At 66.6% G+C, this 17,895-nt stretch carries 23 protein-coding genes; 8 read left to right on the top strand and 15 right to left on the bottom strand.

The genetic code is table 11. The features are described from left to right. Position 1: 1 nt before the first annotated feature. The 4 genes from QOH60_RS23840 to QOH60_RS23825 form a co-directional block, all read right to left on the bottom strand. On the bottom strand, positions 2–502 hold the full coding sequence (locus tag QOH60_RS23840; RefSeq protein ID WP_526424351.1) for a copper resistance CopC family protein: 501 nt from the start codon (positions 500–502) through the stop codon (positions 2–4). Beyond that, the gene (locus tag QOH60_RS23835; RefSeq protein ID WP_526424350.1) at positions 499–1,125 is read right to left on the bottom strand and encodes a YcnI family protein; all 627 of its coding nucleotides are present in this window, start codon (positions 1,123–1,125) and stop codon (positions 499–501) included. Before QOH60_RS23835 ends, QOH60_RS23840 begins: the two co-directional genes overlap by 4 nt. 34 nt (positions 1,126–1,159) lie before the next feature. Further along, on the bottom strand, positions 1,160–1,609 hold the full coding sequence (locus QOH60_RS23830; RefSeq protein ID WP_526424349.1) for a hypothetical protein: 450 nt from the start codon (positions 1,607–1,609) through the stop codon (positions 1,160–1,162). 74 nt (positions 1,610–1,683) lie between these two features. After that, the gene (locus tag QOH60_RS23825) at positions 1,684–2,340 is read right to left on the bottom strand and encodes a DUF6474 family protein (RefSeq protein WP_526424380.1); all 657 of its coding nucleotides are present in this window, start codon (positions 2,338–2,340) and stop codon (positions 1,684–1,686) included. 216 nt (positions 2,341–2,556) lie between these two features. Between QOH60_RS23825 and QOH60_RS23820 the strand changes: the two genes are divergently transcribed. Genes QOH60_RS23820 through QOH60_RS23810 form a run of 3 tightly spaced genes read left to right on the top strand, consistent with a single transcriptional unit; the run spans position 2,557 to position 5,451 of the window. After that, a complete protein-coding gene (locus QOH60_RS23820) occupies positions 2,557–3,747 on the top strand; it encodes a hypothetical protein (protein WP_526424348.1) in 1,191 nt (396 codons plus the stop codon). 40 nt (positions 3,748–3,787) lie between these two features. Continuing rightward, positions 3,788–4,279, top strand: a complete 492-nt coding sequence (locus QOH60_RS23815) for an ImmA/IrrE family metallo-endopeptidase (RefSeq protein WP_526424347.1) — start codon at positions 3,788–3,790, stop codon at positions 4,277–4,279. After that, positions 4,276–5,451, top strand: coding sequence for a hypothetical protein (locus QOH60_RS23810; RefSeq protein WP_526424346.1), 1,176 nt, complete (start codon positions 4,276–4,278; stop codon positions 5,449–5,451). Before QOH60_RS23815 ends, QOH60_RS23810 begins: the two co-directional genes overlap by 4 nt. Before the next feature lie 11 nt (positions 5,452–5,462). Here QOH60_RS23810 and QOH60_RS23805 read toward each other — a convergent pair whose 3' ends face one another. The 4 genes from QOH60_RS23805 to QOH60_RS23790 all read right to left on the bottom strand — a co-directional run bounded on the left by QOH60_RS23805 (position 5,463) and on the right by QOH60_RS23790 (position 8,201). Further along, positions 5,463–5,861: a transcriptional regulator gene (locus QOH60_RS23805; protein WP_526424345.1), complete on the bottom strand. Its 399-nt coding sequence runs from the start codon at positions 5,859–5,861 to the stop codon at positions 5,463–5,465. A 408-nt stretch (positions 5,862–6,269) separates the two neighbouring features. Beyond that, positions 6,270–6,944 carry a TMEM165/GDT1 family protein gene (locus QOH60_RS23800; protein WP_526424344.1) on the bottom strand — a complete coding sequence of 225 codons (675 nt, stop codon included), beginning with the start codon at positions 6,942–6,944 and terminating at the stop codon, positions 6,270–6,272. Between the two features lie 252 nt (positions 6,945–7,196). After that, a complete protein-coding gene (locus QOH60_RS23795; protein ID WP_526424343.1) occupies positions 7,197–7,730 on the bottom strand; it encodes a peptidase in 534 nt (177 codons plus the stop codon). Positions 7,731–7,862: 132 nt separating this feature from the next. Continuing rightward, on the bottom strand, positions 7,863–8,201 hold the full coding sequence (locus QOH60_RS23790) for a S26 family signal peptidase (protein ID WP_526424342.1): 339 nt from the start codon (positions 8,199–8,201) through the stop codon (positions 7,863–7,865). Between the two features lie 23 nt (positions 8,202–8,224). On the opposite strand from QOH60_RS23790, the gene sodN reads away from it, so the two are divergent. Beyond that, positions 8,225–8,647 carry a superoxide dismutase, Ni gene (sodN, locus tag QOH60_RS23785; RefSeq protein ID WP_526424341.1) on the top strand — a complete coding sequence of 141 codons (423 nt, stop codon included), beginning with the start codon at positions 8,225–8,227 and terminating at the stop codon, positions 8,645–8,647. 33 nt (positions 8,648–8,680) lie between these two features. Here the strand turns inward: sodN and QOH60_RS23780 are convergent, their stop codons facing one another. After that, entirely contained in the window at positions 8,681–8,827 is a 147-nt protein-coding gene (locus tag QOH60_RS23780; RefSeq protein ID WP_526424340.1) for a hypothetical protein, read from the bottom strand. A gap of 410 nt (positions 8,828–9,237) precedes the next feature. On the opposite strand from QOH60_RS23780, the gene QOH60_RS23775 reads away from it, so the two are divergent. Both QOH60_RS23775 and QOH60_RS23770 read left to right on the top strand, forming a co-directional pair. Then, on the top strand, positions 9,238–10,281 hold the full coding sequence (locus QOH60_RS23775; protein ID WP_526424339.1) for a DUF4328 domain-containing protein: 1,044 nt from the start codon (positions 9,238–9,240) through the stop codon (positions 10,279–10,281). Positions 10,282–10,285: 4 nt separating this feature from the next. Further along, positions 10,286–11,101, top strand: coding sequence for a glycerophosphodiester phosphodiesterase (locus QOH60_RS23770; protein ID WP_526424338.1), 816 nt, complete (start codon positions 10,286–10,288; stop codon positions 11,099–11,101). Here the strand turns inward: QOH60_RS23770 and QOH60_RS23765 are convergent. Genes QOH60_RS23765 through QOH60_RS23755 form a run of 3 tightly spaced genes read right to left on the bottom strand, consistent with a single transcriptional unit; the run spans position 11,098 to position 14,017 of the window. Beyond that, a complete protein-coding gene (locus QOH60_RS23765) occupies positions 11,098–12,339 on the bottom strand; it encodes an LCP family protein (RefSeq protein WP_526424337.1) in 1,242 nt (413 codons plus the stop codon). The genes QOH60_RS23770 and QOH60_RS23765 overlap by 4 nt on opposite strands. Positions 12,340–12,397: 58 nt before the next feature. Continuing rightward, positions 12,398–13,177: a CPBP family intramembrane glutamic endopeptidase gene (locus QOH60_RS23760; RefSeq protein WP_526424336.1), complete on the bottom strand. Its 780-nt coding sequence runs from the start codon at positions 13,175–13,177 to the stop codon at positions 12,398–12,400. A gap of 57 nt (positions 13,178–13,234) precedes the next feature. Further along, the gene (locus QOH60_RS23755; protein WP_526424335.1) at positions 13,235–14,017 is read right to left on the bottom strand and encodes a DUF2470 domain-containing protein; all 783 of its coding nucleotides are present in this window, start codon (positions 14,015–14,017) and stop codon (positions 13,235–13,237) included. A 191-nt stretch (positions 14,018–14,208) separates the two neighbouring features. On the opposite strand from QOH60_RS23755, the gene pheA reads away from it, so the two are divergent. Next, entirely contained in the window at positions 14,209–15,150 is a 942-nt protein-coding gene (gene pheA, locus QOH60_RS23750; protein WP_526424334.1) for a prephenate dehydratase, read from the top strand. Beyond that, positions 15,147–15,833 carry a histidine phosphatase family protein gene (locus QOH60_RS23745; protein ID WP_526424333.1) on the top strand — a complete coding sequence of 229 codons (687 nt, stop codon included), beginning with the start codon at positions 15,147–15,149 and terminating at the stop codon, positions 15,831–15,833. The genes pheA and QOH60_RS23745 overlap by 4 nt, the downstream gene beginning before the upstream one ends. Positions 15,834–15,837: 4 nt before the next feature. Here QOH60_RS23745 and QOH60_RS23740 read toward each other — a convergent pair whose 3' ends face one another. Genes QOH60_RS23740 through QOH60_RS23730 form a run of 3 tightly spaced genes read right to left on the bottom strand, consistent with a single transcriptional unit; the run spans position 15,838 to position 17,821 of the window. After that, the gene (locus QOH60_RS23740; RefSeq protein ID WP_526424332.1) at positions 15,838–16,029 is read right to left on the bottom strand and encodes a hypothetical protein; all 192 of its coding nucleotides are present in this window, start codon (positions 16,027–16,029) and stop codon (positions 15,838–15,840) included. 48 nt (positions 16,030–16,077) lie between these two features. After that, the gene (locus tag QOH60_RS23735) at positions 16,078–16,428 is read right to left on the bottom strand and encodes a metallopeptidase family protein (protein WP_526424331.1); all 351 of its coding nucleotides are present in this window, start codon (positions 16,426–16,428) and stop codon (positions 16,078–16,080) included. Between the two features lie 4 nt (positions 16,429–16,432). Beyond that, complete coding sequence (locus QOH60_RS23730; protein ID WP_526424330.1) at positions 16,433–17,821, bottom strand: septum formation family protein; 1,389 nt, start codon at positions 17,819–17,821, stop codon at positions 16,433–16,435. Positions 17,822–17,895: the final 74 nt, after the last annotated feature.

The following is a 17,895-nucleotide window of genomic DNA, read 5'->3' as shown; positions in this document are numbered from 1 at the left end:
CTCAGCGCCGCATTGCGCGGCGGGCCGCCCAGGCGGCGACGATCACGATGCTCAGGGCACCGACCACCAGGAACGGCCAGATGGGGATGCCCGCGGCTTTCGTGGACTCGGCCGTAACCGGCGGCCCCGGCGTACCGGTGCCCGGGGTGGTCAGTTCGAACCACCACGACCCGGTCACCACGTGTCCGTCGGCGGAGGTCACCCGGTAGTTGATTGTGTAGCGGCCCACCGGGCCGAGAGGGCGTAGGGCCACACTGACCACGGCACCCTGAACCCGCGCGTCGCCGGTGGACCACAGATTGTTGTCCGGGCCGACGAGCGTCATCGTGTCGAACCCCGGCTGAATCGGCTCATTGAAGGTCGCACTGACCTGCGCTGGGCCACTGGTCAGCCGGGATCCTTCGGCGGGATCAGACGCAATGCGGGCGGCGTGCGCGGCTGCTGTCGGCGCGAGAGCAATCGCGACCGACAGCAGCCCCGCCACCAGGGCGACGAGCCTCACGTGCCCCGCCGGAACCGGAGCACTGCGAGTACGACACCTACAGAACCGACGACCAAACCCGCGATCGCCAGCCACAGCGCCGTCGAGTCACGCTCTGGCTGCTGAGTCTGCGCGGAGAGCTCCAACGTCGGCACCGGGTGTTCCGGCTCGCCCCCGTTCGGTGTGTCGGGCTGATCCCACTTGACCACAGTGCCATCCGAATACGTCTGCGCTGCAGGAAAAGTCGCCTTGTCAGTGTTCGGCAATTTCACCGACAACCGGAACAGCGCGAACTGCTCCACTGGGATCCCCGTCCCGGGAGCCGCCGTCCAGGTGACGGAGCGGACGGTGCCGGCAGCGACGTCGCCGTCGAGCTTTGCCGTCCAGCCCGGCATGGTTTCCACCGACGCTGGCGTGCCCTGCGGCAGCGCCACATTCAATTGTGTTGTGAGCGAGCCGTTTTCCGACTCATTCGGTACCTCGAAGGTGATCACCGCCCATTTGCCCGGAGCGGGGTGTTCTGCCTCGACCACAACATGCGCCGACGCGAGGCCAGTGCCCGTGATCATGCCGACCGTGATGACGGCAGGCAGGGCAACGGCCGAAATGAGGGCGCGCGGAAGCGCCCTGGAAATGCGTGTCATTCGATTGTCTCTTTCGTATCGTCGTGGCGATTGGTCAGCGGGCAAGGCTGACCGGCGGCCCGCGATACGACAACGACGAGCCCACCAAGACGAGCGACAACAACGGCTGGTCGGACGTGGTGACGAGCCCGCGAAGCAATCGCACCGGCCGCAACGACGGAGCCGCGAGCGCCCGCACTGCCGTCGAGACCAGCTGGCAGAACCGGCCCCCGGCGGTGATCAGGAAGGCCCCGAGAACGACCGCAGCGCCGTGGGCAACAATCATTGCCGGCGTCAGCGTGCTGTGGTCGGTGTGCGCGTGCGCGCCGCAGGCGAGCACAAGATGGCCGAGGATCTGGCCGGTGGTGAGCATCAGGACTAACGCCGTGGCCCCGCCTGCGGAGTCCTTGATCGCAGCCATCGCACCGATGGTGCCCGCCAGCAGGATCAACAGCGCGATGCCGCCCCCCGATGGCACGCCGCCGGCGAAGGCGTGCGCTGCCACTGCGAGCGACACGGTCAGAAGTGCGATCGACGAGCCGCGCAGAATCGCTGCGGGCCCCCCTCGACGCGGTTGATTCAATGCAGCCCCAGGCGGGCCAACAAATCGGCGTCGATGCCGTCCAGCTCCGACGAAATCGCCGCGTGGGCGGCCCGGCGCCGCGTCTGCGGCATACTCTCGGCCGCGGCGACGGCTGCGGCAAGGTCAGCGAGGCGCTCCCTCATGGCGGCGACGAACTGCTTCGTCTCCGCGTCCTTGGGATTCTTCTCGGCGACGAGGCGCATCGACTGCTCAGCGCCGGAGATGCGGGCCGAGAACCGCGCGCCGTGACCGGAGAACTGGCCGAGCTCGCCCACGGGCACCCCGAGCCGCTCGGCCCGCCGCTCGTCAAGCCAGCCCCGCGCGGCGATCGCAACGCGGTACGTGATGGGCACCAACACCGGCGCCAACAGCCGCGTGACTGTGAGCGTGCGCCGGATCCGCGTCGGCGACAGCAGCTTGCCCTCCTGCGCCGCCTTGAGATTCGTAACGGCGACCTTCACCGCGGCTTTGTCACTGTCGCGCTGCGCCTTCAACTGGGCTCGCAGCGCCTTGCCTGCCGAGCGTTCGGTCGACTTAATGCGCCGTCTTTCGTTGCGGGCGGCGTATTTTGCGTCCCACTTCGCTCGCCGCTTCAACGCCCGGGCCTCGGCGCGTCGGGTCGCCCGGCTCTTGCGCTTGGTGAACAGGCCCATCCCCGGTCGCCTCCCGGTCTCTCGGCTAGACATCGCGATTCGTCGCGCCCCACCCTATCGCCCGCGCCCAGCGGGGCCTTTGCCAACGTCAGAGCTACAACCAGATTGCTCGCGAATTAAATCTGATCGCCCGGATGTGCAACAATGGCACCACGCTGAGCATCCTGCAGCACTGGAAACACGGGTGTAGTGAGGGGCATGGTGGATCGTTCGTCGATGCGCTACGCAGCAGTTGCCTGTGTCGTCGCGGGCGGCCTCACGATGGGCGGAACCGGCGGCGTTGCGTTCGCCAAACCCGACCGCCCGAGCAACGACGGGTCGGGGGCGCCTTCCAAGCCGGGGAAGCCTTCCGAGCCGGGGAAGCCTTCGGAGCCGGGGACGCCTTCCGAGCCGGACTCGCCTGCGCCAGGGCACGGCGGAAACCACCCGCCGATGTACACGACCCACATTGCGGGACCGATCTCCGTGCCGAAGATCAACCTCCCGTCGCGACTGGGCCCGCTGAACCTGCCCGACCTCAACAATCTGTCTCAGTGGCGCCCGATCACGCCGCCGAACCTGGAGTTCCCTCAGTGGCGGCCGATCAACCTGCCGGGCGTCAACCCGGCGCCACAGCTGCCCACCCCGACGCTCCCCTCCGAGCAGCCTGGGCTGCAGGACGTGGGATCGGCCCAACAGATCGTCGCTCCCCCTGCACCGCGATCGATCACGCTCCCGCCGCTGATACCCGGCGTGCAGACGGGACCACCGCTCGTCATCAAGAACCCGTTGCCCGATACGTTGCCCATCGACCTTGATCAGCCGCTGGTACCCCAACTACTGCCGCCGGCGATCGTGCCGATCCTCGATTCGGTGACGCAGCAAATTCCGCTCACCCAACTCGTGATCACACCGCTACTCGACGACGTCAGGCTGCCCCCTTTGCTGTCCGACGTCATCGTCCCGGCGTTGCTTTCCGATGTGGTGGTGCCGACGATCCCGTTGGGCGGTCTCTTCCCCGGCGCGCCTGTGCCGGGCGTGCCGAAACTAAGCGATCAGGTTGCGGTGTCACTGACGCCCGGCAACCTTCCGGCAGACCTCGCCCCGGCCGGCATGGATCTACCTCAGGCGCCGCTGGGCTTTCCGGCACCGGTGCCGTCTGCGCCGGGGGGCGATCCCCCACGGGAGCCGTCGCAGCCCGCCCCTGCACCGAAGAGTGAGGTTGCCCAACTCAGCGAACCGGTGGCCTTCCGGGCGGGTTACAGCGAGTACCTGCGCAACGCCGGGATCGCTCAGATCACGTCGATCGCCCTGCCGGGTGTCATCGGAATTCTGCTCGTCACGATTGGCGGAGGCTTTATCGGGTATCGGCAGGCCAGAGCCGGGCACATCATCAGGGCGCAAGGAATAGCCCGCTTCCTGCGCTAGCCGGCCCCGGCAGGACACCGACGATCTGAAAGGGGGCGCGATGCCTGCAAGCCGACGGGTTGCAGGCGCGGTGTCGTCCGTGCTGCATTTGTCGCCCCGTCGTGGCGAGGTGTCGATCGTGCGACTCGTGCAGGCTGTCGCCGAGAACCGCGAGCGGCCGATCGAGATTCAGATGGAAGAACTCCCGCCGGGCGTGTGCGGCCAATGGCGGCAGTACTCCGACCACGATGTCTTCATGATTCAGCAGGGGCTGCCTGCTTGGGATCGCACTCTGGCCCACGAACTCGGCCATCTGGTCCTCGGACATGAGGGGATTTCGGTGGAGGAGGCCGCCCGCGACAGCACTGTGTTTGTGAGCGACGAGCTTATCCGCTACATGCTCCACCAACGCACCGGGTGTATGGGCCCCTCCGGCGAGGACCTCGAACAAGAGGCTGAGGATTTCGCGGCGTTGCTCGCCTATCGGTTGGGACGGCTTCGCTCTGACCGGTCGTCGATTGTCCAGGTGCGCCTCGGGGAGGCCTTCGGGTGATCATCTGGGTCATCGCCGGACTGCTCGGGGTGGCCACTGGACTCCGGGTGGGCTGGGCGGTAGTCAACAAACAATCGGTGGTGAGCGCGGCGATGATGCTCGCACTCGGCAGCCTCGCCTTCGTCGCGGCCCTGAACTGGGAACCGGTCACCCTGCTTGTCGACACACTGATGCGCTGGCCAAACATCTCGATCGCGCTGTCGCAGATCGCGCTGACCCTGTGCGCCGCTGCCAGTTGCGTGATGATCACGACCGTGGGGTCGGGCAAGCGACCCGTCGTGATGCGGCGCCTGGCCTGGCTGAACTACGGGATCGCGGCGGTGATCGCGACGATCAGCGTGGTGCTGTTCTTTGTGGACGGGCCTCAACCGGAGATGGCGCCACGGGAGTTTCTGCGGCGCAACCTCAACGAGCACACGTCGCTGCCGTGGCTGCTCCCGCTGCTGTACATGCTGGTGGCCCTGACGATCGTGGTGTGGGCCGGGATGCGCTACTCCAACATCAGCCGCCGCGGCCGAGCCCTCTTCGTGTTCAGCGTCGGCATCGGCCTCTTGGTGTTGGCGAGCGGCTTCTTCTTCTTGCGGGCGGTGGGTTCGACCCCGATCATCGGGGTCGGTTCGGCCATCACATTGTTGGCGACCGCGATGCTGATTGTCGCCACTGGCTCTCTGCTGCCCAGTGTCGAGGACTGGATCGGCGCCCGGCGAGAGATGCGAACGATCGAGCCGCTGTTGATGGAGCTTAATGCCCGTCAGCCCGACGCGGGTGTCGGGGTCCGGCCGCACGGTCCGTTGACTTTTCAACTCGCCGAACAGATGTCGTTGATCTCCGATGGGCTGTTCCTGGAGGCGACGGCCGCCCATGCACAGGCGCGCGCCGGCCGCCTGTCCTCGTCAGACAGGGACAAGCCACAAGTCAGCCCGACCGAACAGGCACTGGCGATCGCGCGATGGATTGACGACAGCGGGGGCGAGGGAACCAAATCGGCGAGCTTCCCGGGGCTAGCCTGGCTGCGCCAGCCCGAAGGCTATTCGGACCGAGAATGGATTCTGGAGATCGCGCGGCACTACCGCAGCCTCAACGGCAACGGTGACCGATCGCGTCAAGCGATTGGGGCGCGCAGCGCCAAGCGTTCGAGCGAAGACGCAGAACTTCGCAGGGTCTCGGACTGACGCCGGCCTGGCTAACGGTCGAGGTGTTCCTGGCGGCGCAGTTCTTCTGCCCTGGCCACAAGGTCGTCCTGGGCCTCGCTGGACAGTCCTACGGTGCGTGCGGCAATTCGTCGGACACCCTCGTCACGCATGTCCGCGAGCCACGCCAGTTCGCTGTCGATCTTGTCGTAGTACTCGTCGTCAGTGAAGTAAGCGGGCTTGATCCGGAAGAAGTTGGCAAGGGCCGCCATGGTCGCCGAGGAGGGGTTCGTGCGGTTGCCGGAGCGCAGCTGTGACAGGTAAGGGGCGGACATCGTGATGCCCTCAGCCTTAAGCGCGGCGATGACCTCCGCAGACGTATGCGGGCCTCGACCGGGCGGATATACCGTGTCGAACAACCGATTCAGTCGGGCTGCGAACGTCGTGCTCATCAAATGACCTCCAAAAACTGCACCAGTTAAGTACCCGCAATAGATTTGCTGACTATGGTAGCGAGTGTTTTGCCCGGAACCAAGAGAATCCAGCCGGGAATATTGTCGCAGGTGTAGAAATTCCGCGCTGGCGTGGGCGTTTCGGCCGCTGCTCCGCGTTGCCGGGCGGGCTGGTGTCTGGCTGTCAGGGGCAAATTTTCGGTCTCGACAGCACAGCGCGTCTCAACCGCTCGATGTCCTCTCGCACGCAACGAAAACCGCATTCTCGGCGGCTATTGCCGGTGTCGGCGGTGTCCCCGCCTCACGGTTTGCTGTCGACAGCTGAGGACACGGCGCGTTCAGGCTGCGCATACGGGACCGGACGCGCAGGGGGCCTGCGCAGCAAACTCGCGGGTGAGGGCGACGCCGTCAACCCGTCACTTCGGATGCGGCTCGCCTGTGCCGAACGGCCACCACGGCCGCGACACCGAGGGTCAGCGCTGCCGTCGTCGAGGTCACAACGACGGCGGCCGTCGTCCAGCCGAGTGCCGCGTCGAACAACAACCACAGGCCGAACAGCAGAAACAGCACACTGGCCACGCTGTGCAGAAGTCGCTCGGGCAGCCGACGGTGCAGCAGAGCCCCGATCGCGATCGCCAATCCGTCGGCCAGCACCATCGCGATCGTCGCGCCCAGCCACACGCCGGCCCAGTTGTTCTTGCTTGCCAATGCGACGGTCGCGAGCATCGTCTTGTCTCCGAGCTCTGCGAGCACATAGGACGAGATCACGGCAGGCAAGACAAACCGGCGTTCCGGGGCATCCGGAGCCGGGCCGCCGTCGGGGCGCTCCCGCCACGTCCAGATCGCGAACCCGAAGAAGGCGATCGCAGCTACGAACGCGATCGGTCGCTCCGGCAGGGTCAGGCCGAGGAAATGGCCGATCAGCACCGACAAGCCGTGCACCAGCAGGGCCGCGATAGCGACCCCGGACAGCACCACCCACCAGCGGTGCCGCAGGGCGTAGGTCATGGAGATCAGCTGTGACTTGTCGCCGAGCTCGGCGACAAAGACGACGCCGAGGCTGATAAGTAGTCCGGTGAGCATGGCGACCTTTCGACGCGTCGCCCGCCACCGCGTTTGGCGATGCCGGGCATCGGGTCGAAGGTCTCGCCCACCGCAGACGTGAGGAGCAAAGCTCCCGCAGGTGCGGTTCGCCGGCCGGGCTTGCGCCAGTGTGTCGACACGGCGATTGGGGGCTACTCCCCTTCGCTTACGCAGTCGACGTTAGCGGCTGACGAAGCCGTACGCCAGCCAGGAGGAGATTTCGGGTGCCCGTATCGTGCGCTTCGAATGTCCTTATGCCGCAAGCAGCATCGCCAGAATGGCCGTGTCGGGGTGACTGATTGGATCGACGCCCACGCGACTGACCATCGACGTGACCGTCCCGTCGGCCTCGGCTTCCACCCACGCGGCACGATGGTCGAGCCCGAGGTGGGGCAGGCCGGGCAGCAGCACGCAGCCCGATGCTGCGCCGGTGCATTCCGGCAACGACGGCACAGTTTCTGACGGCGGGTGCAGCATCATCAATGCTGGCGGCGTGTACTCAGCGAAATGGCCTGGCGGAAGGGCGGATTCACCGACAACCGGGCCCTCTGCGAGGACCAGGCCGACGGTGCCGGGTTCAGGTTCTTCGGGCAATTCCTCGCGGACACCGAAAATCGTTGTCGTGGAAAGCAATCCCGGTAGTGACGCGACCCGGACCGCCACGATGAGAAGTTGCGCCCACTCCTTCGTGGAATCAGGCCAGCGGCCGGACACGACGAAGCCCTTCAGAGCGCCGTGCGAATGGAACGGGGCCACCTCGATGGCCCGGCCGGATCCCGTACTCACATCCGCCTCCGCCCTCTCGATCCAGGGTGCGTAGTGACACACCGCTGGGTCGGTGCGGTCAGAATGACGTGCTGGCAGCCGGCGCGCAAGCCGACACGAGCGTTAACGGCTGATGAACCGAGACATGGCGGGTCAGCTTTCGCGTCGATGCACTGTCCACAACACGCGATAGGAGCCGACCGCCCGCACCCACCCGAACTGCCGCGAGTCGACGACACCGGGTGCATTGGGATTGTCAGAGTGGGCCTCGAATATGGCGCGGCGACCGCCGCCACGCACTCCGCCGACGCGCTTGACGAGCCACTGCGACGGCAGCATCGGATCACGAAACACACGCAATTGACCGCGCCGAACAGCGCCACCGCGGAGGGCGAGTAGTCCGTCACCAGGACTGAGGGCGGGGCGCATGGAGTCCTCGACGACCGCGAACCGGCGCAGCGGCCAGGCTCGATACGTATGGTTTCGCCGCATCCCTAGAGGGTAGGTTCAAAACCATGCTGCATCGACTCTTCTCCAATGCCACTCCTGCCCATGCCCACTGCGATCTGTACTGCGGCGTCTACGACCCGGCGCAGGCCAAGATCGAGGCGCTCTCGTGCCTGAAAACGCTTCAGAAATACCACGACTCCGACGACGATCACTTCAAGGCCCGCGCGATCATCATCAAGGAGCAGCGCGCCGAGGAGGTCAAGCATCACCTGATGGTGTTGTGGGCGGACTTTTTCGCCAAGGACCACTTCGAGCAATTCCCCAACCTGCATCAGCTGTTCTGGGACGGTGTCCACGGTGCGGGTGACGTGAAGAAGTCGCTCGACGTCGCCGCCGCGGAGAAGCTGCTGAAGACAATCGATGAAATCGCCGACATCTTCTGGCAGACAGACAAGGGCAAGCAGATGGGCGTCTATCCGCCCGCGTGACGCCGACTGGCGTCACCGGCCAGTCGGGCCGGATCAGAGCAAGACGATGACGGCGAGAATCGCCATCAGAACCAACGCGATCAGCGCCGCACGCAACGCGGACGTCATCTGCGATCGCGTATAGACGTGCGCCGACGGGTTCCACTCAGAGGGATTCGATCCGATCGGATGAGCCGCCATCAGCGGCCCCCTGTCTGCACGTTCAAGTTCGCCCCCAGTGAGATGTGTCACACCACCTTGTGACGCGATCATAACCGCTCAGTCACGCCAGCGAAAATCGTGCCAGCCGTGCGACTCACGTCGTCAAGTACCTAGCTAGTCAACGCATTTCGCTGGCGCTAATCCCTCGGCTGTTGATTGGACCTGGCCGCAGCGGCCCCGTTATCCACAGGCCGCCAGCGGCTACCCTATGTAGCCTGCTCAGGTCACTAGCCGCGACCGTCCCCCTGTGGACGATTTGACTGGAGTTGTGGATAAGCAGATCTCGCCTGAGATAGCTGTGGCCGCCCGATCCCTCGGGGGGTGATCATCGCCCGCCGCGGCGCAGGCACCGCCTGAACGTCCGCGGAAAACTGGCTTACCCTGGTCGGGTGATCCAGGTGTGCTCGCGTTGTGCGACGCGGTGGAACGTGCGTGACCGCCAGCGGCAGTGGTGTCCCCGGTGCCATGGCGCGCTGTTAGCGCCGTACGTTTCGGCGCCGCCCCCGACGCCGCCGCCCACGTGGACACCCACCGCACGCAAGCCGTTGCCGCCGCCGACACGCGCGCGCACCGGGTCGCGGCCGCCGACCGGGTATCGATGGATTGCCGTACGACCTGGATTCGGGCCGTCGCCACGCCGTCGCCACCGCGCTCTGGGGCCCACTCCCCGTTATCCGTTCATTCCCAGGTGGGGTCTCGTCGACCCCGCCACCCAGTTCGCACCGCCCCAGGCCGAAGCACCGCGGTGGGCCCCGTCATCGCGGGCCGTTCGCGCGATGTTGCTGACCACCGTCGCGATTCTGGGCGTCGCGGCACTGCTGTACGTCGGGCGCTACGTGCTGCTGATGATCAACAGGGACGTGCTTTTGGACTCGGTCGTCGCCTGGTTGGGAACCTGGGTGCCCATCGGCGTCAGCATTGCAGCGATAGTCGCGGTGGTGGGTTGCGCGGTCCTGTTGACCGAGTGGCTGATCGCCCGGCGCGCCACGGCATTCCGACGTTTCGAGGATGGCGATCCGCGCCGGGTGTGGGCGATGCGCGCCGGCTGCCTCATTCCGATCGTCAACTTGGTGTGGCCGCTCACCTACATCGTCGAACTGGCCAAGGTCGAGGGAACCTACGACCGATTGCGCCGGCTGATCTGGACGTGGGAGACCGTGTTCGTGGTCAGCACTGTCGTGTCGGTGTACGCGTTCGTGATGAGGTTCTTCGCGCGCGACACGCAGGCTGTCGCCGACAACACCATCGGCTTCGTCGTCGCCAACGTGCTCGCGATGGCGGCCGTGGTGATCACGATGCGGTTGGTCAACGCAATCGACGCCGTGCCGGTGGCGCGCGCCACGCGCCGCTGGTTGGTGGTCGCCGACGACAAAGAATCGCGCCGCGAATCCCGTGCCGCAGTTGAGCCTGAAGGGCAGGAACCGGCAGCATAGCCGTATGACGTCTGGCGACGCCGCGCATCCTTTCGTCGTCGCGCACCGGGGCGCGTCGGCAGACCGTCCCGAACATACGGTCGCCGCTTACGAACTCGCGCTGCAGCAAGGCGCCGAAGGCGTGGAATGCGACGTCCGGCTGACCCGCGACGGTCACCTGGTGTGCGTCCACGACCGCAGGGTGGACCGGACGTCCAACGGTTCTGGGGCGGTCAGCGAGATGTCGCTGGCAGAACTGCGCGCCCTCGATTACGGCGCCTGGCACGCGAGCAGGCAAGCGGACACCGCGCAGGGCGACACCGGGCTGCTCACGCTGGACGGGCTGGTCAAACTCGTCCTCGACTGGCGCCGTCCAGTGAAGATCTTCATCGAGACAAAGCACCCGGTCCGGTTCGGATCGCTGGTCGAGAACAAGGTGCTGGCGCTGCTGCACCGCTACGGGATCGCCTCGCCGGCGTCAGCGGACCGGTCCCGCGCCGTCGTGATGTCGTTCTCGGCAGCTGCGGTCTGGCGGATCCGGCGGGCGGCGCCGATGCTGCCAACGGTTCTGCTCGGCGAGACCTCCCGCTACCTCGGCGGCAGCGCGGCGACCACCGTCGGCGCCACCGCCGTCGGGCCGTCGATTCAAACCCTGCGCGAGCACCCCGAACTCGTCGATCGAGCCGCCGCACAGGGCCGAGCCACCTACTGCTGGACTGTTGACGAGCTCGCGGACGTCGAATTCTGCCGTGATCTAGGCGTCGGCTGGATAGCGACCAACCACCCCGGCCGGACCAAGGAATGGCTGCAGCGCGGCCTGTCGGAGCTGCCGGGCGGCTAGGGCTGCTCGAGGAGCTCCGGCGGAATCGGGTCGTCGTTCTTGATCGCGGTGAAGAGCTTCGCAGCGTCCTCGTCGTTCCACGCGAGATAGTCACCGGACGACGCCGCCGGCACGGTCAGCATCACCGGCGACCCGCGCAGCGCCCAGGCGAGTCGGGTGAGGTCCCACACATGAGCGTCCTCATCGACGGTCAGCGAATCGGTGACGGCGCTCGACACCGAAAACCATCGGAACGGGTTCAGCCAGATCGCCGGGCTGGCCGCCCGGTGCAGCAATGCCGAGAGGAATTCGCGCTGGTTCTTGACCCGCTGCAGGTCGGCATTGGCGAACGCGTACCGCGTGCGGACGTATGCCAACGCGGTGCGTCCGTCGAGCGTCTGGCATCCCGCTTTGAGATGGATCGGAACGTAGTCGTCCTCGTCGACATCCTGGGCCAGGCAGATGGGGACACCGCCGACAGCTTCGACCACATCGGCGACGCCGACGAAGCCGATCTCGACGTAGTGGTCGATGCGAATGCCGGTCTTGCCCTCGACCGTCTTCACGAGCAGTTCCCCACCGCCGAGCGAGAACGCCGAGTTGATCTTGTTCGTGTCGTATCCGGGAATGTCGGCAGCCGAGTCGCGCGGAATCGAGACCACGGTCGGTGGCGTGTCGGAAAAGAGCGCAGGCACGTGGATGATCATGATCGTGTCAGTCAGCCCGTTGCGGGCTTCGTCTCCGGTGGTGTACTCGCTGCGCTGTTCCGGTGTCAGGTCCTTGCGGCTGTCCGAACCGACGAACAGCCAGGTTGTACCGTCACCGGGTCCGGGCCGGCCCTCGTAGTCGGCGAGCACGGGAACCCTGCGCAGGGAGCTGTCCACCCAGAGCCCGAACCCGATGGGAAAGCCGATCAATATCAGCAGCGCGAGAACCACTGCCAGCGCGATCCAGCGACCCCGGCGGCGCCGCCTGCGCGGCGGCTTGGGCGGCGCGGGTCGTGGGGGTGGCTGTTGCCACGAAGGCTGCCGGAAAACCGGCGGCGGTGGGGGCGGCGGCGAGTACGCGGGCGGTGGCGGCCGGTAGTCGGGTGGCAGTACGGGCATCGGCTTGGTCGGCGGAGGCCTCGGGGCCGCCGATGATGGCGGGCGGTACCCCGGTGGTCGGCGGATGACTTGTGACGGCTCAGCGCCACCGTCAGGAGGCGACGGAAGCCTACGGGTCGGCGGATTGCCGCCGGCTGGCCAGTCGTCGCTCACCTGAACAATCTACGGGGGGACCGCGGACGCGAGGAGCAGAACAACGTCGCGCACGACATCACGGCAACCAGCCGAGATGACCCGCCGCCAGCGCGTATCCCACGAACGCGACGGTGTCGATGATCCCGTGCGCGACGATCAGGGGCCAGAGCCGGCCTGTGCGTCGCCACACGACGCCAAAGACGACACCCATCACGAAGTTGCCCAGCCCCGCACCGAAACCCTGGTAGAGGTGGTAGGCCCCGCGCAACAGACTCGAGAGCACCACCGCTTGGGTATCGCTGCGGCCGAGTTGACGCAGTCGCGTCATCAGGTACCCGACGACGATGACTTCCTCGGCCCACCCGTTGGCGAAGGCGGCAAGGACCAAGACGGGGATCCGCCACCAGGTGTCGGTCAGCGTGGTCGGCACCACGGTCGCGCTGAGGCCAAGCAACCTCGCGACCACGTACAGACCGAGCCCCGGAATGCCGATCAATGCGGCCAAACCGACGCCCCCAAGCCCGTCGGACCGCGGGCGGAATCGCTTCAGCCCTATGCGACTTGGTCCAATGTCGCTGCGCCACAACAGGTACAGCGCCAGCAGGCCCCAAGCCACCAATTGCGCAACGTAGGTGAGATTCAATCCCAGGTCGACCAGGTCGAAGTACGACCGTCGCTCGATCAAAGGGATCTTCTGCTTGCTCAACGTCCGCAAGACAGAGTCGACGAGCTGCAGTGCAGAGCTGATCGCCGACATTCCGAATGTCACCGCGAGGACGAGGAAAACCTCGACCGTCAACGCGCGCCGATCCAGCTGCTGGTCCGCGGTGCTGGGATCGACGGGGGGCTCGGTCACCGGAGCTACCGTAGCCGTCCGCGGACCGGAGCTGCCCGCAAGGAGTTGCTTCGGTGGTTACATCCTGCGCGCTCGCAGCCCGTTGAGGAACGGGCAGCCCATCAGCACGCGGATCGCACGCCCGAGCGCCGTCACATCGTCCACCGGAGCGGCAAAGGGCAACCGCACGTCGTGGTCGCCGTCCGTCTTCTCGACGCGCAGGCGCACCCCGTAGCGGTCCAGACCCAACGGACGGACCTGGCCGGACCGCAGCGGAGCCGGCAACCGCGATGCGAGCAGGTCGACCACCTCGCGATGCTCAGCGTCGATGTGTTGAAGCCAGCATGATTCCATCGCGCAGAACGGATCGGGCCGCGCCGACAGCAGATCGGCGAGCGCCACAGACTCCGCGCCGGTGGCGTCGGCAATCACCACGGACTCCGTCTTCAACCACATCAAGACGTCGTCGCTGTCGCAGCCAGGTGATGAATTGACTTGCAGCAGTGCCGGATTGGGATCCTCTTCGGCGATCACGTCGAGCAGCGCCGCAGCCAGCGGAGAGGGCACCCGGCGCAGCCGGCCACGAATCCACACCAGCGAGCGCACCGGGCTGCGCAGCGGCAGAGGAGCGTGGTCGGTCAACTCGAGCATTGCCTCGACACCGTCGACGTCCGCGACAGCGTTGGCCGTGGGGCTGTCGGCGCGCACGGTGACGGCGAACGTCCCGTCGTCGAGCAGGTGGTGCACGGGGGTCGTCGCGGGTGGGACGCCGTCGACCGCCAGCATCGCGCCGCTCGCCCGCACGCAGACGCTGCGAATCCGTTCGGCGGTTGAGGGGGTCGGCGGGGACGCGACGGGCATGGCGAGCCTTCCTTCACGAGTGAGGTAAGCCTTACTTAATAACAGTGGCCAAGAACGCGCAAGCCCTACCTTCCGCTTGCCCTTTTGCTCTTCGCGCAAGCGGCTCATCGGTCTTTTGCTCTTCGCGCAAGCGGCTCATCGGTCTTTTGCTCTTCGCGCAAGCGGCTCATCGGTGCGGATAGGGTTTAACGGTGACCCGCATCGCCTATCTGGGCCCCGAGGGGACCTTCACCGAAGCGGCGTTACAGCACATGGCGAGCCAGAACATGATCCCCGGAACGGGCGCCGTCGAGTCCGTCGCGGCCTATGGTGCGGCCGCCGCTCTGGACATGGTGCGAAACGGCTCCGCCGACTACGCATGCGTGCCGATCGAAAACTCCATCGACGGCTCGGTGACACCCACGCTGGACAGCCTGGCTTCCGGAGCGCCGCTGCGGCTGTTCGCGGAGATCACCTTGGACGTCGCATTCAGCATCGTGATCCGCGACGGCCTGCAGGCCGCCGATGTGGCGACCGTCGCCGCGTTCCCAGTCGCCGCGGCGCAGGTACGGCAGTGGCTGTCGGAGCACCTGGCTGGTGCGGAACTGGTGCCTGCGAACTCAAATGCCGCAGCAGCCGTCGACGTCAGCGCGGGCAAGGCCGACGCAGGGGTGACCACCGCGTTGGCGGCGCGACACCACGGCCTCACCGAGCTGGCATCCGGCGTCGTCGATGAGCCGAATGCGCGCACACGCTTCGTACTCGCCGGCCTGCCGGCGCGCCCACCTGCTCGCACTGGCGCCGACCGCACGTCGGTGGTGCTGCGCATCGACAACTCACCGGGTGCGCTCGTCGCCGCGCTGACGGAGTTCGGGATTCGTGACATCGACCTCACGAGGATCGAATCCCGGCCCACCCGAACGGAACTCGGAACGTACCTGTTCTTCCTCGACTGCGTCGGCCACGTCGACGACGGAGCGGTCGCTGAGGCACTCAAAGCGCTGCATCGTCGTTGTGCAGATGTGCGATTCCTCGGTTCGTGGCCCACCGGTTCCGTCGCAGGCGCCAGGCCACCGCAGATGGACGATGCCGATCATTGGCTCGAGAACCTGCGCAACGCCAGCCCCACGAGCTCCAGGCGGGCGTCGTCATGAGCGGGCGCCTGGTGCTCTTGCGGCACGGCCAGTCCCACAGCAATGTCGAGCGCCGTTTGGACACCCGGCCACCCGGCGCGTCCTTGACCCCCGACGGCGTCACGCAGGCGCGCAGCTTCGCCCGCGAGTTCGACAGGAACCCCGGCATGCTTGTGCACTCGGTGGCCACGCGAGCCACCCAGACCGCAGAGGTGATCGGCGAGGTGTGGGGGATCGCGCCACGAACGGTCGAGGGCATCCATGAGGTCCAGGTCGGCGATCTGGAGATGCGCAATGACGACGAGGCCGTCACTGCCTTCAACAGCGTGTACGAACGTTGGCACCTCGGCGAACTCGAGGCCGCGATGCCTGGCGGCGAGACGGGCACGCAGGTGCTCGACCGGTACCTGCCGGTGCTCGCCGACCTGAGGATGCGATACCTCGATGACGACAACTGGACGGGCGACATCGTCGTGGTGAGCCACGGTGCCGCGATCCGGTTGGCGGCCGCAACACTGGCAGGGGTGGACGGGTCGTTCGTGGTGGAGCACCACATCGCCAACGCCGAGTCGGTAGTCCTGGCATCGATCACCGATGGGCGCTGGAGTTGCGTGCAATGGGGTCAGCACAGCCCGCCGTTCATGCCGAATCCGCGGGGTATGCCCCGACCGGAGGAACTGGAGTCAGCCGACCCGATGGGGTGAGGCCTTAGACGGCCACCGCGGTCGCCTGACCGCATCGGCAACCGGCCGCGTCGCAGTCGATGCGCAGCTCGTGGGCGATCAGATCCGGGCCGTCGCAATCGGGTTCGGTGCATTCCGCGCGGCTCAGCGCGTGGATGATGACCGTGCCATGGCAGTGCGCCCAGCCGTCACGGCATCGGCGGCAGCCGAGATCCATGAGCTGTTCATAGCACTACGGCACGACAACTTGTGGCTGCCGCGCCAACTAGGCCCAGCCCAGTTCGTGAAGCCGGTCGTCGTCGATCCCGAAATGGTGCGCGATTTCGTGGACCACGGTGACCGCGACCTCCTCGACAACGTCGGACTCAGTGTCGCAAACGTCCAGCAGCGCTTCGCGATAGATCGTGATCATGTCGGGAAGCGCACCCGCGTACGACGAATCGCGCTCGGTAAGCGCGATGCCCTCATACAGGCCGAGGAGGTGCGGGTCGTCATCGTGGCGATCCTCGACCTGGACGACGACGTTGTCGATCGCGGCAGTGAGTTCCGGCGGAATGAGGTCGAGCGCGTCGGAAACCAGCTCATCGAACCGTTGCGGACTCATCCGCACGGCCATGCCGCTAGGCCGCCGGCGGTGGCGCCGGAACCGGGGGTTCGGCCGGAGGAGGTGGTGGCGGAGCACCGAAGGGCGGCGGCGCTCCCTCCGGCTCTTCTTGTGGCGCGGGTGGCGGTTGCGCTGGACCAGGAGCCTGACCCGGCGCACCCGGCGCGGGGGCCTGCACGGTCTGCGGCCCCGGCGCATTCGGCAGATGCTGGTTGCTTTGTGCCGGTGCGCCGTTGGTCGGCGACAACGTCTGCTGCGGCCGCTGCCCCTGCTGAGACTGGCCCGGCTGCGAGGCGTCGATCGCGGTCGGCAGCGGCAACGGAACGGGCGGCATGTTGAGTCGCTCGGCTGGGATATCCGGCGGCGGCACGGGCGGCTGCCCGTTGATGAGCAACGGCCCCTTCGCGCTGCCGACCAGCGTGGACCACCCACCGTTGCCGAGAGTTGCGCCGATGCTGCAGCTCACCTGGCGGCTGCCAGCCGTCCAGCTCGGCAACGAAATCGTGTTGTAGATCAGCGTCAGCGTGGTGCCACGCAGCTCGACTGGGGCCAGGTATGCATCGGTCATCCGGGTGCATTGATCCTTGATGTACGCATCCTGATCGTTTTCCGATGGGACCCCACCGGGGAACTTCTCGCCGAGGTTGACGGCGCCGGTGACCTCTGTCGCATGCGGACCCGGGCAATCGGTGGGAATGTCCGTGGGCTGGTTCGTGCTCGTCTCGATCCCCAGACACGTGCCCGCCTGCCAGACCTTCGACTGGTCGAGATCGGCGACGTGGCCCTTGAATGCCTGTTGATCGTTCTTGGCACCCGGTAGCTGCAGTCCGCAGAGCATCTGCCGCCCGCCGGGCTCGGCCCAGTCCTTCTGGCCCAACCACAGCAAGCCGATCGTGAACTTGCTGTTCGGGTCGAACTTGGTGCCCAGATACCGTTTCGCCGAAGCCTGGCACTGCTCCTGGCTGATCTGCTGAATCCGTGCGGGCGACGGCGCCGCTGCGTTCGGCCCGTACTCGCTGCCCGGGAAGCTGCGCATGTCTACTGTGCCGGCCACCTCAAAGCGATGGTCGTCCTTGCAGTTGACGATCGACGGCTGGTCGGCAGCCTTGTTGGGCCAGTTCAGGCAGTCACCGACGGCGGTCTTGTCGAATACCTGGATGGCACGGGTGGTGCCGGCGGTGCCCGTCTTCGAGAGCCCGACGAGGCGGCCGGGATCGTCCGCGGCGGCAGGCAGCGCGGTGCTGATACCGGCGATGAGCAAGCCGCCGAGCGCCGTCAGCAACAGGGATCGCCGAGTCGCTGTGGCCTGCACGCCACGCCACCACAACTTCGATGAGCGATCCGGTGCTGGCGCCGGCGGGGCCGACTGCGCGTCTGCTTGCTCCTGCTCAAATGGCTCGGACATTGCACCTATTGTGACAGGCGCGTCGAGTGCCGTGACAAGTGATGCAGTTGTAATGTTATGTGGTTGTGCTCCGC

Origin of the sequence: Mycobacterium sp., assembly GCF_032159765.1 — a bacterium.
In the GTDB taxonomy this organism is placed as follows: domain Bacteria; phylum Actinomycetota; class Actinomycetes; order Mycobacteriales; family Mycobacteriaceae; genus Mycobacterium.
This window is presented reverse-complemented; position numbering and strand designations above follow the sequence as displayed.

Bases quoted from the DNA above. Each gene is read 5' to 3' on its own strand.
- QOH60_RS23835 (WP_526424350.1), bottom strand. From the start codon at position 1,125: ATGACACGCATTTCCAGGGCGCTTCCGCGCGCCCTCATTTCGGCCGTT.
- QOH60_RS23825 (WP_526424380.1), bottom strand. From the start codon at position 2,340: ATGGGCCTGTTCACCAAGCGCAAGAGCCGGGCGACCCGACGCGCCGAG.
- QOH60_RS23820 (WP_526424348.1), top strand. From the start codon at position 2,557: ATGCGCTACGCAGCAGTTGCCTGTGTCGTCGCGGGCGGCCTCACGATG.
- QOH60_RS23815 (WP_526424347.1), top strand. From the start codon at position 3,788: ATGCCTGCAAGCCGACGGGTTGCAGGCGCGGTGTCGTCCGTGCTGCAT.
- QOH60_RS23805 (WP_526424345.1), bottom strand. From the start codon at position 5,861: ATGAGCACGACGTTCGCAGCCCGACTGAATCGGTTGTTCGACACGGTA.
- QOH60_RS23800 (WP_526424344.1), bottom strand. From the start codon at position 6,944: ATGCTCACCGGACTACTTATCAGCCTCGGCGTCGTCTTTGTCGCCGAG.
- QOH60_RS23790 (WP_526424342.1), bottom strand. From the start codon at position 8,201: ATGCGGCGAAACCATACGTATCGAGCCTGGCCGCTGCGCCGGTTCGCG.
- sodN (WP_526424341.1), top strand. From the start codon at position 8,225: ATGCTGCATCGACTCTTCTCCAATGCCACTCCTGCCCATGCCCACTGC.
- QOH60_RS23780 (WP_526424340.1), bottom strand. From the start codon at position 8,827: ATGGCGGCTCATCCGATCGGATCGAATCCCTCTGAGTGGAACCCGTCG.
- QOH60_RS23770 (WP_526424338.1), top strand. From the start codon at position 10,286: ATGACGTCTGGCGACGCCGCGCATCCTTTCGTCGTCGCGCACCGGGGC.
- QOH60_RS23755 (WP_526424335.1), bottom strand. From the start codon at position 14,017: ATGCCCGTCGCGTCCCCGCCGACCCCCTCAACCGCCGAACGGATTCGC.
- QOH60_RS23745 (WP_526424333.1), top strand. From the start codon at position 15,147: ATGAGCGGGCGCCTGGTGCTCTTGCGGCACGGCCAGTCCCACAGCAAT.
- QOH60_RS23740 (WP_526424332.1), bottom strand. From the start codon at position 16,029: ATGGATCTCGGCTGCCGCCGATGCCGTGACGGCTGGGCGCACTGCCAT.
- QOH60_RS23735 (WP_526424331.1), bottom strand. From the start codon at position 16,428: ATGGCCGTGCGGATGAGTCCGCAACGGTTCGATGAGCTGGTTTCCGAC.
- QOH60_RS23730 (WP_526424330.1), bottom strand. From the start codon at position 17,821: ATGTCCGAGCCATTTGAGCAGGAGCAAGCAGACGCGCAGTCGGCCCCG.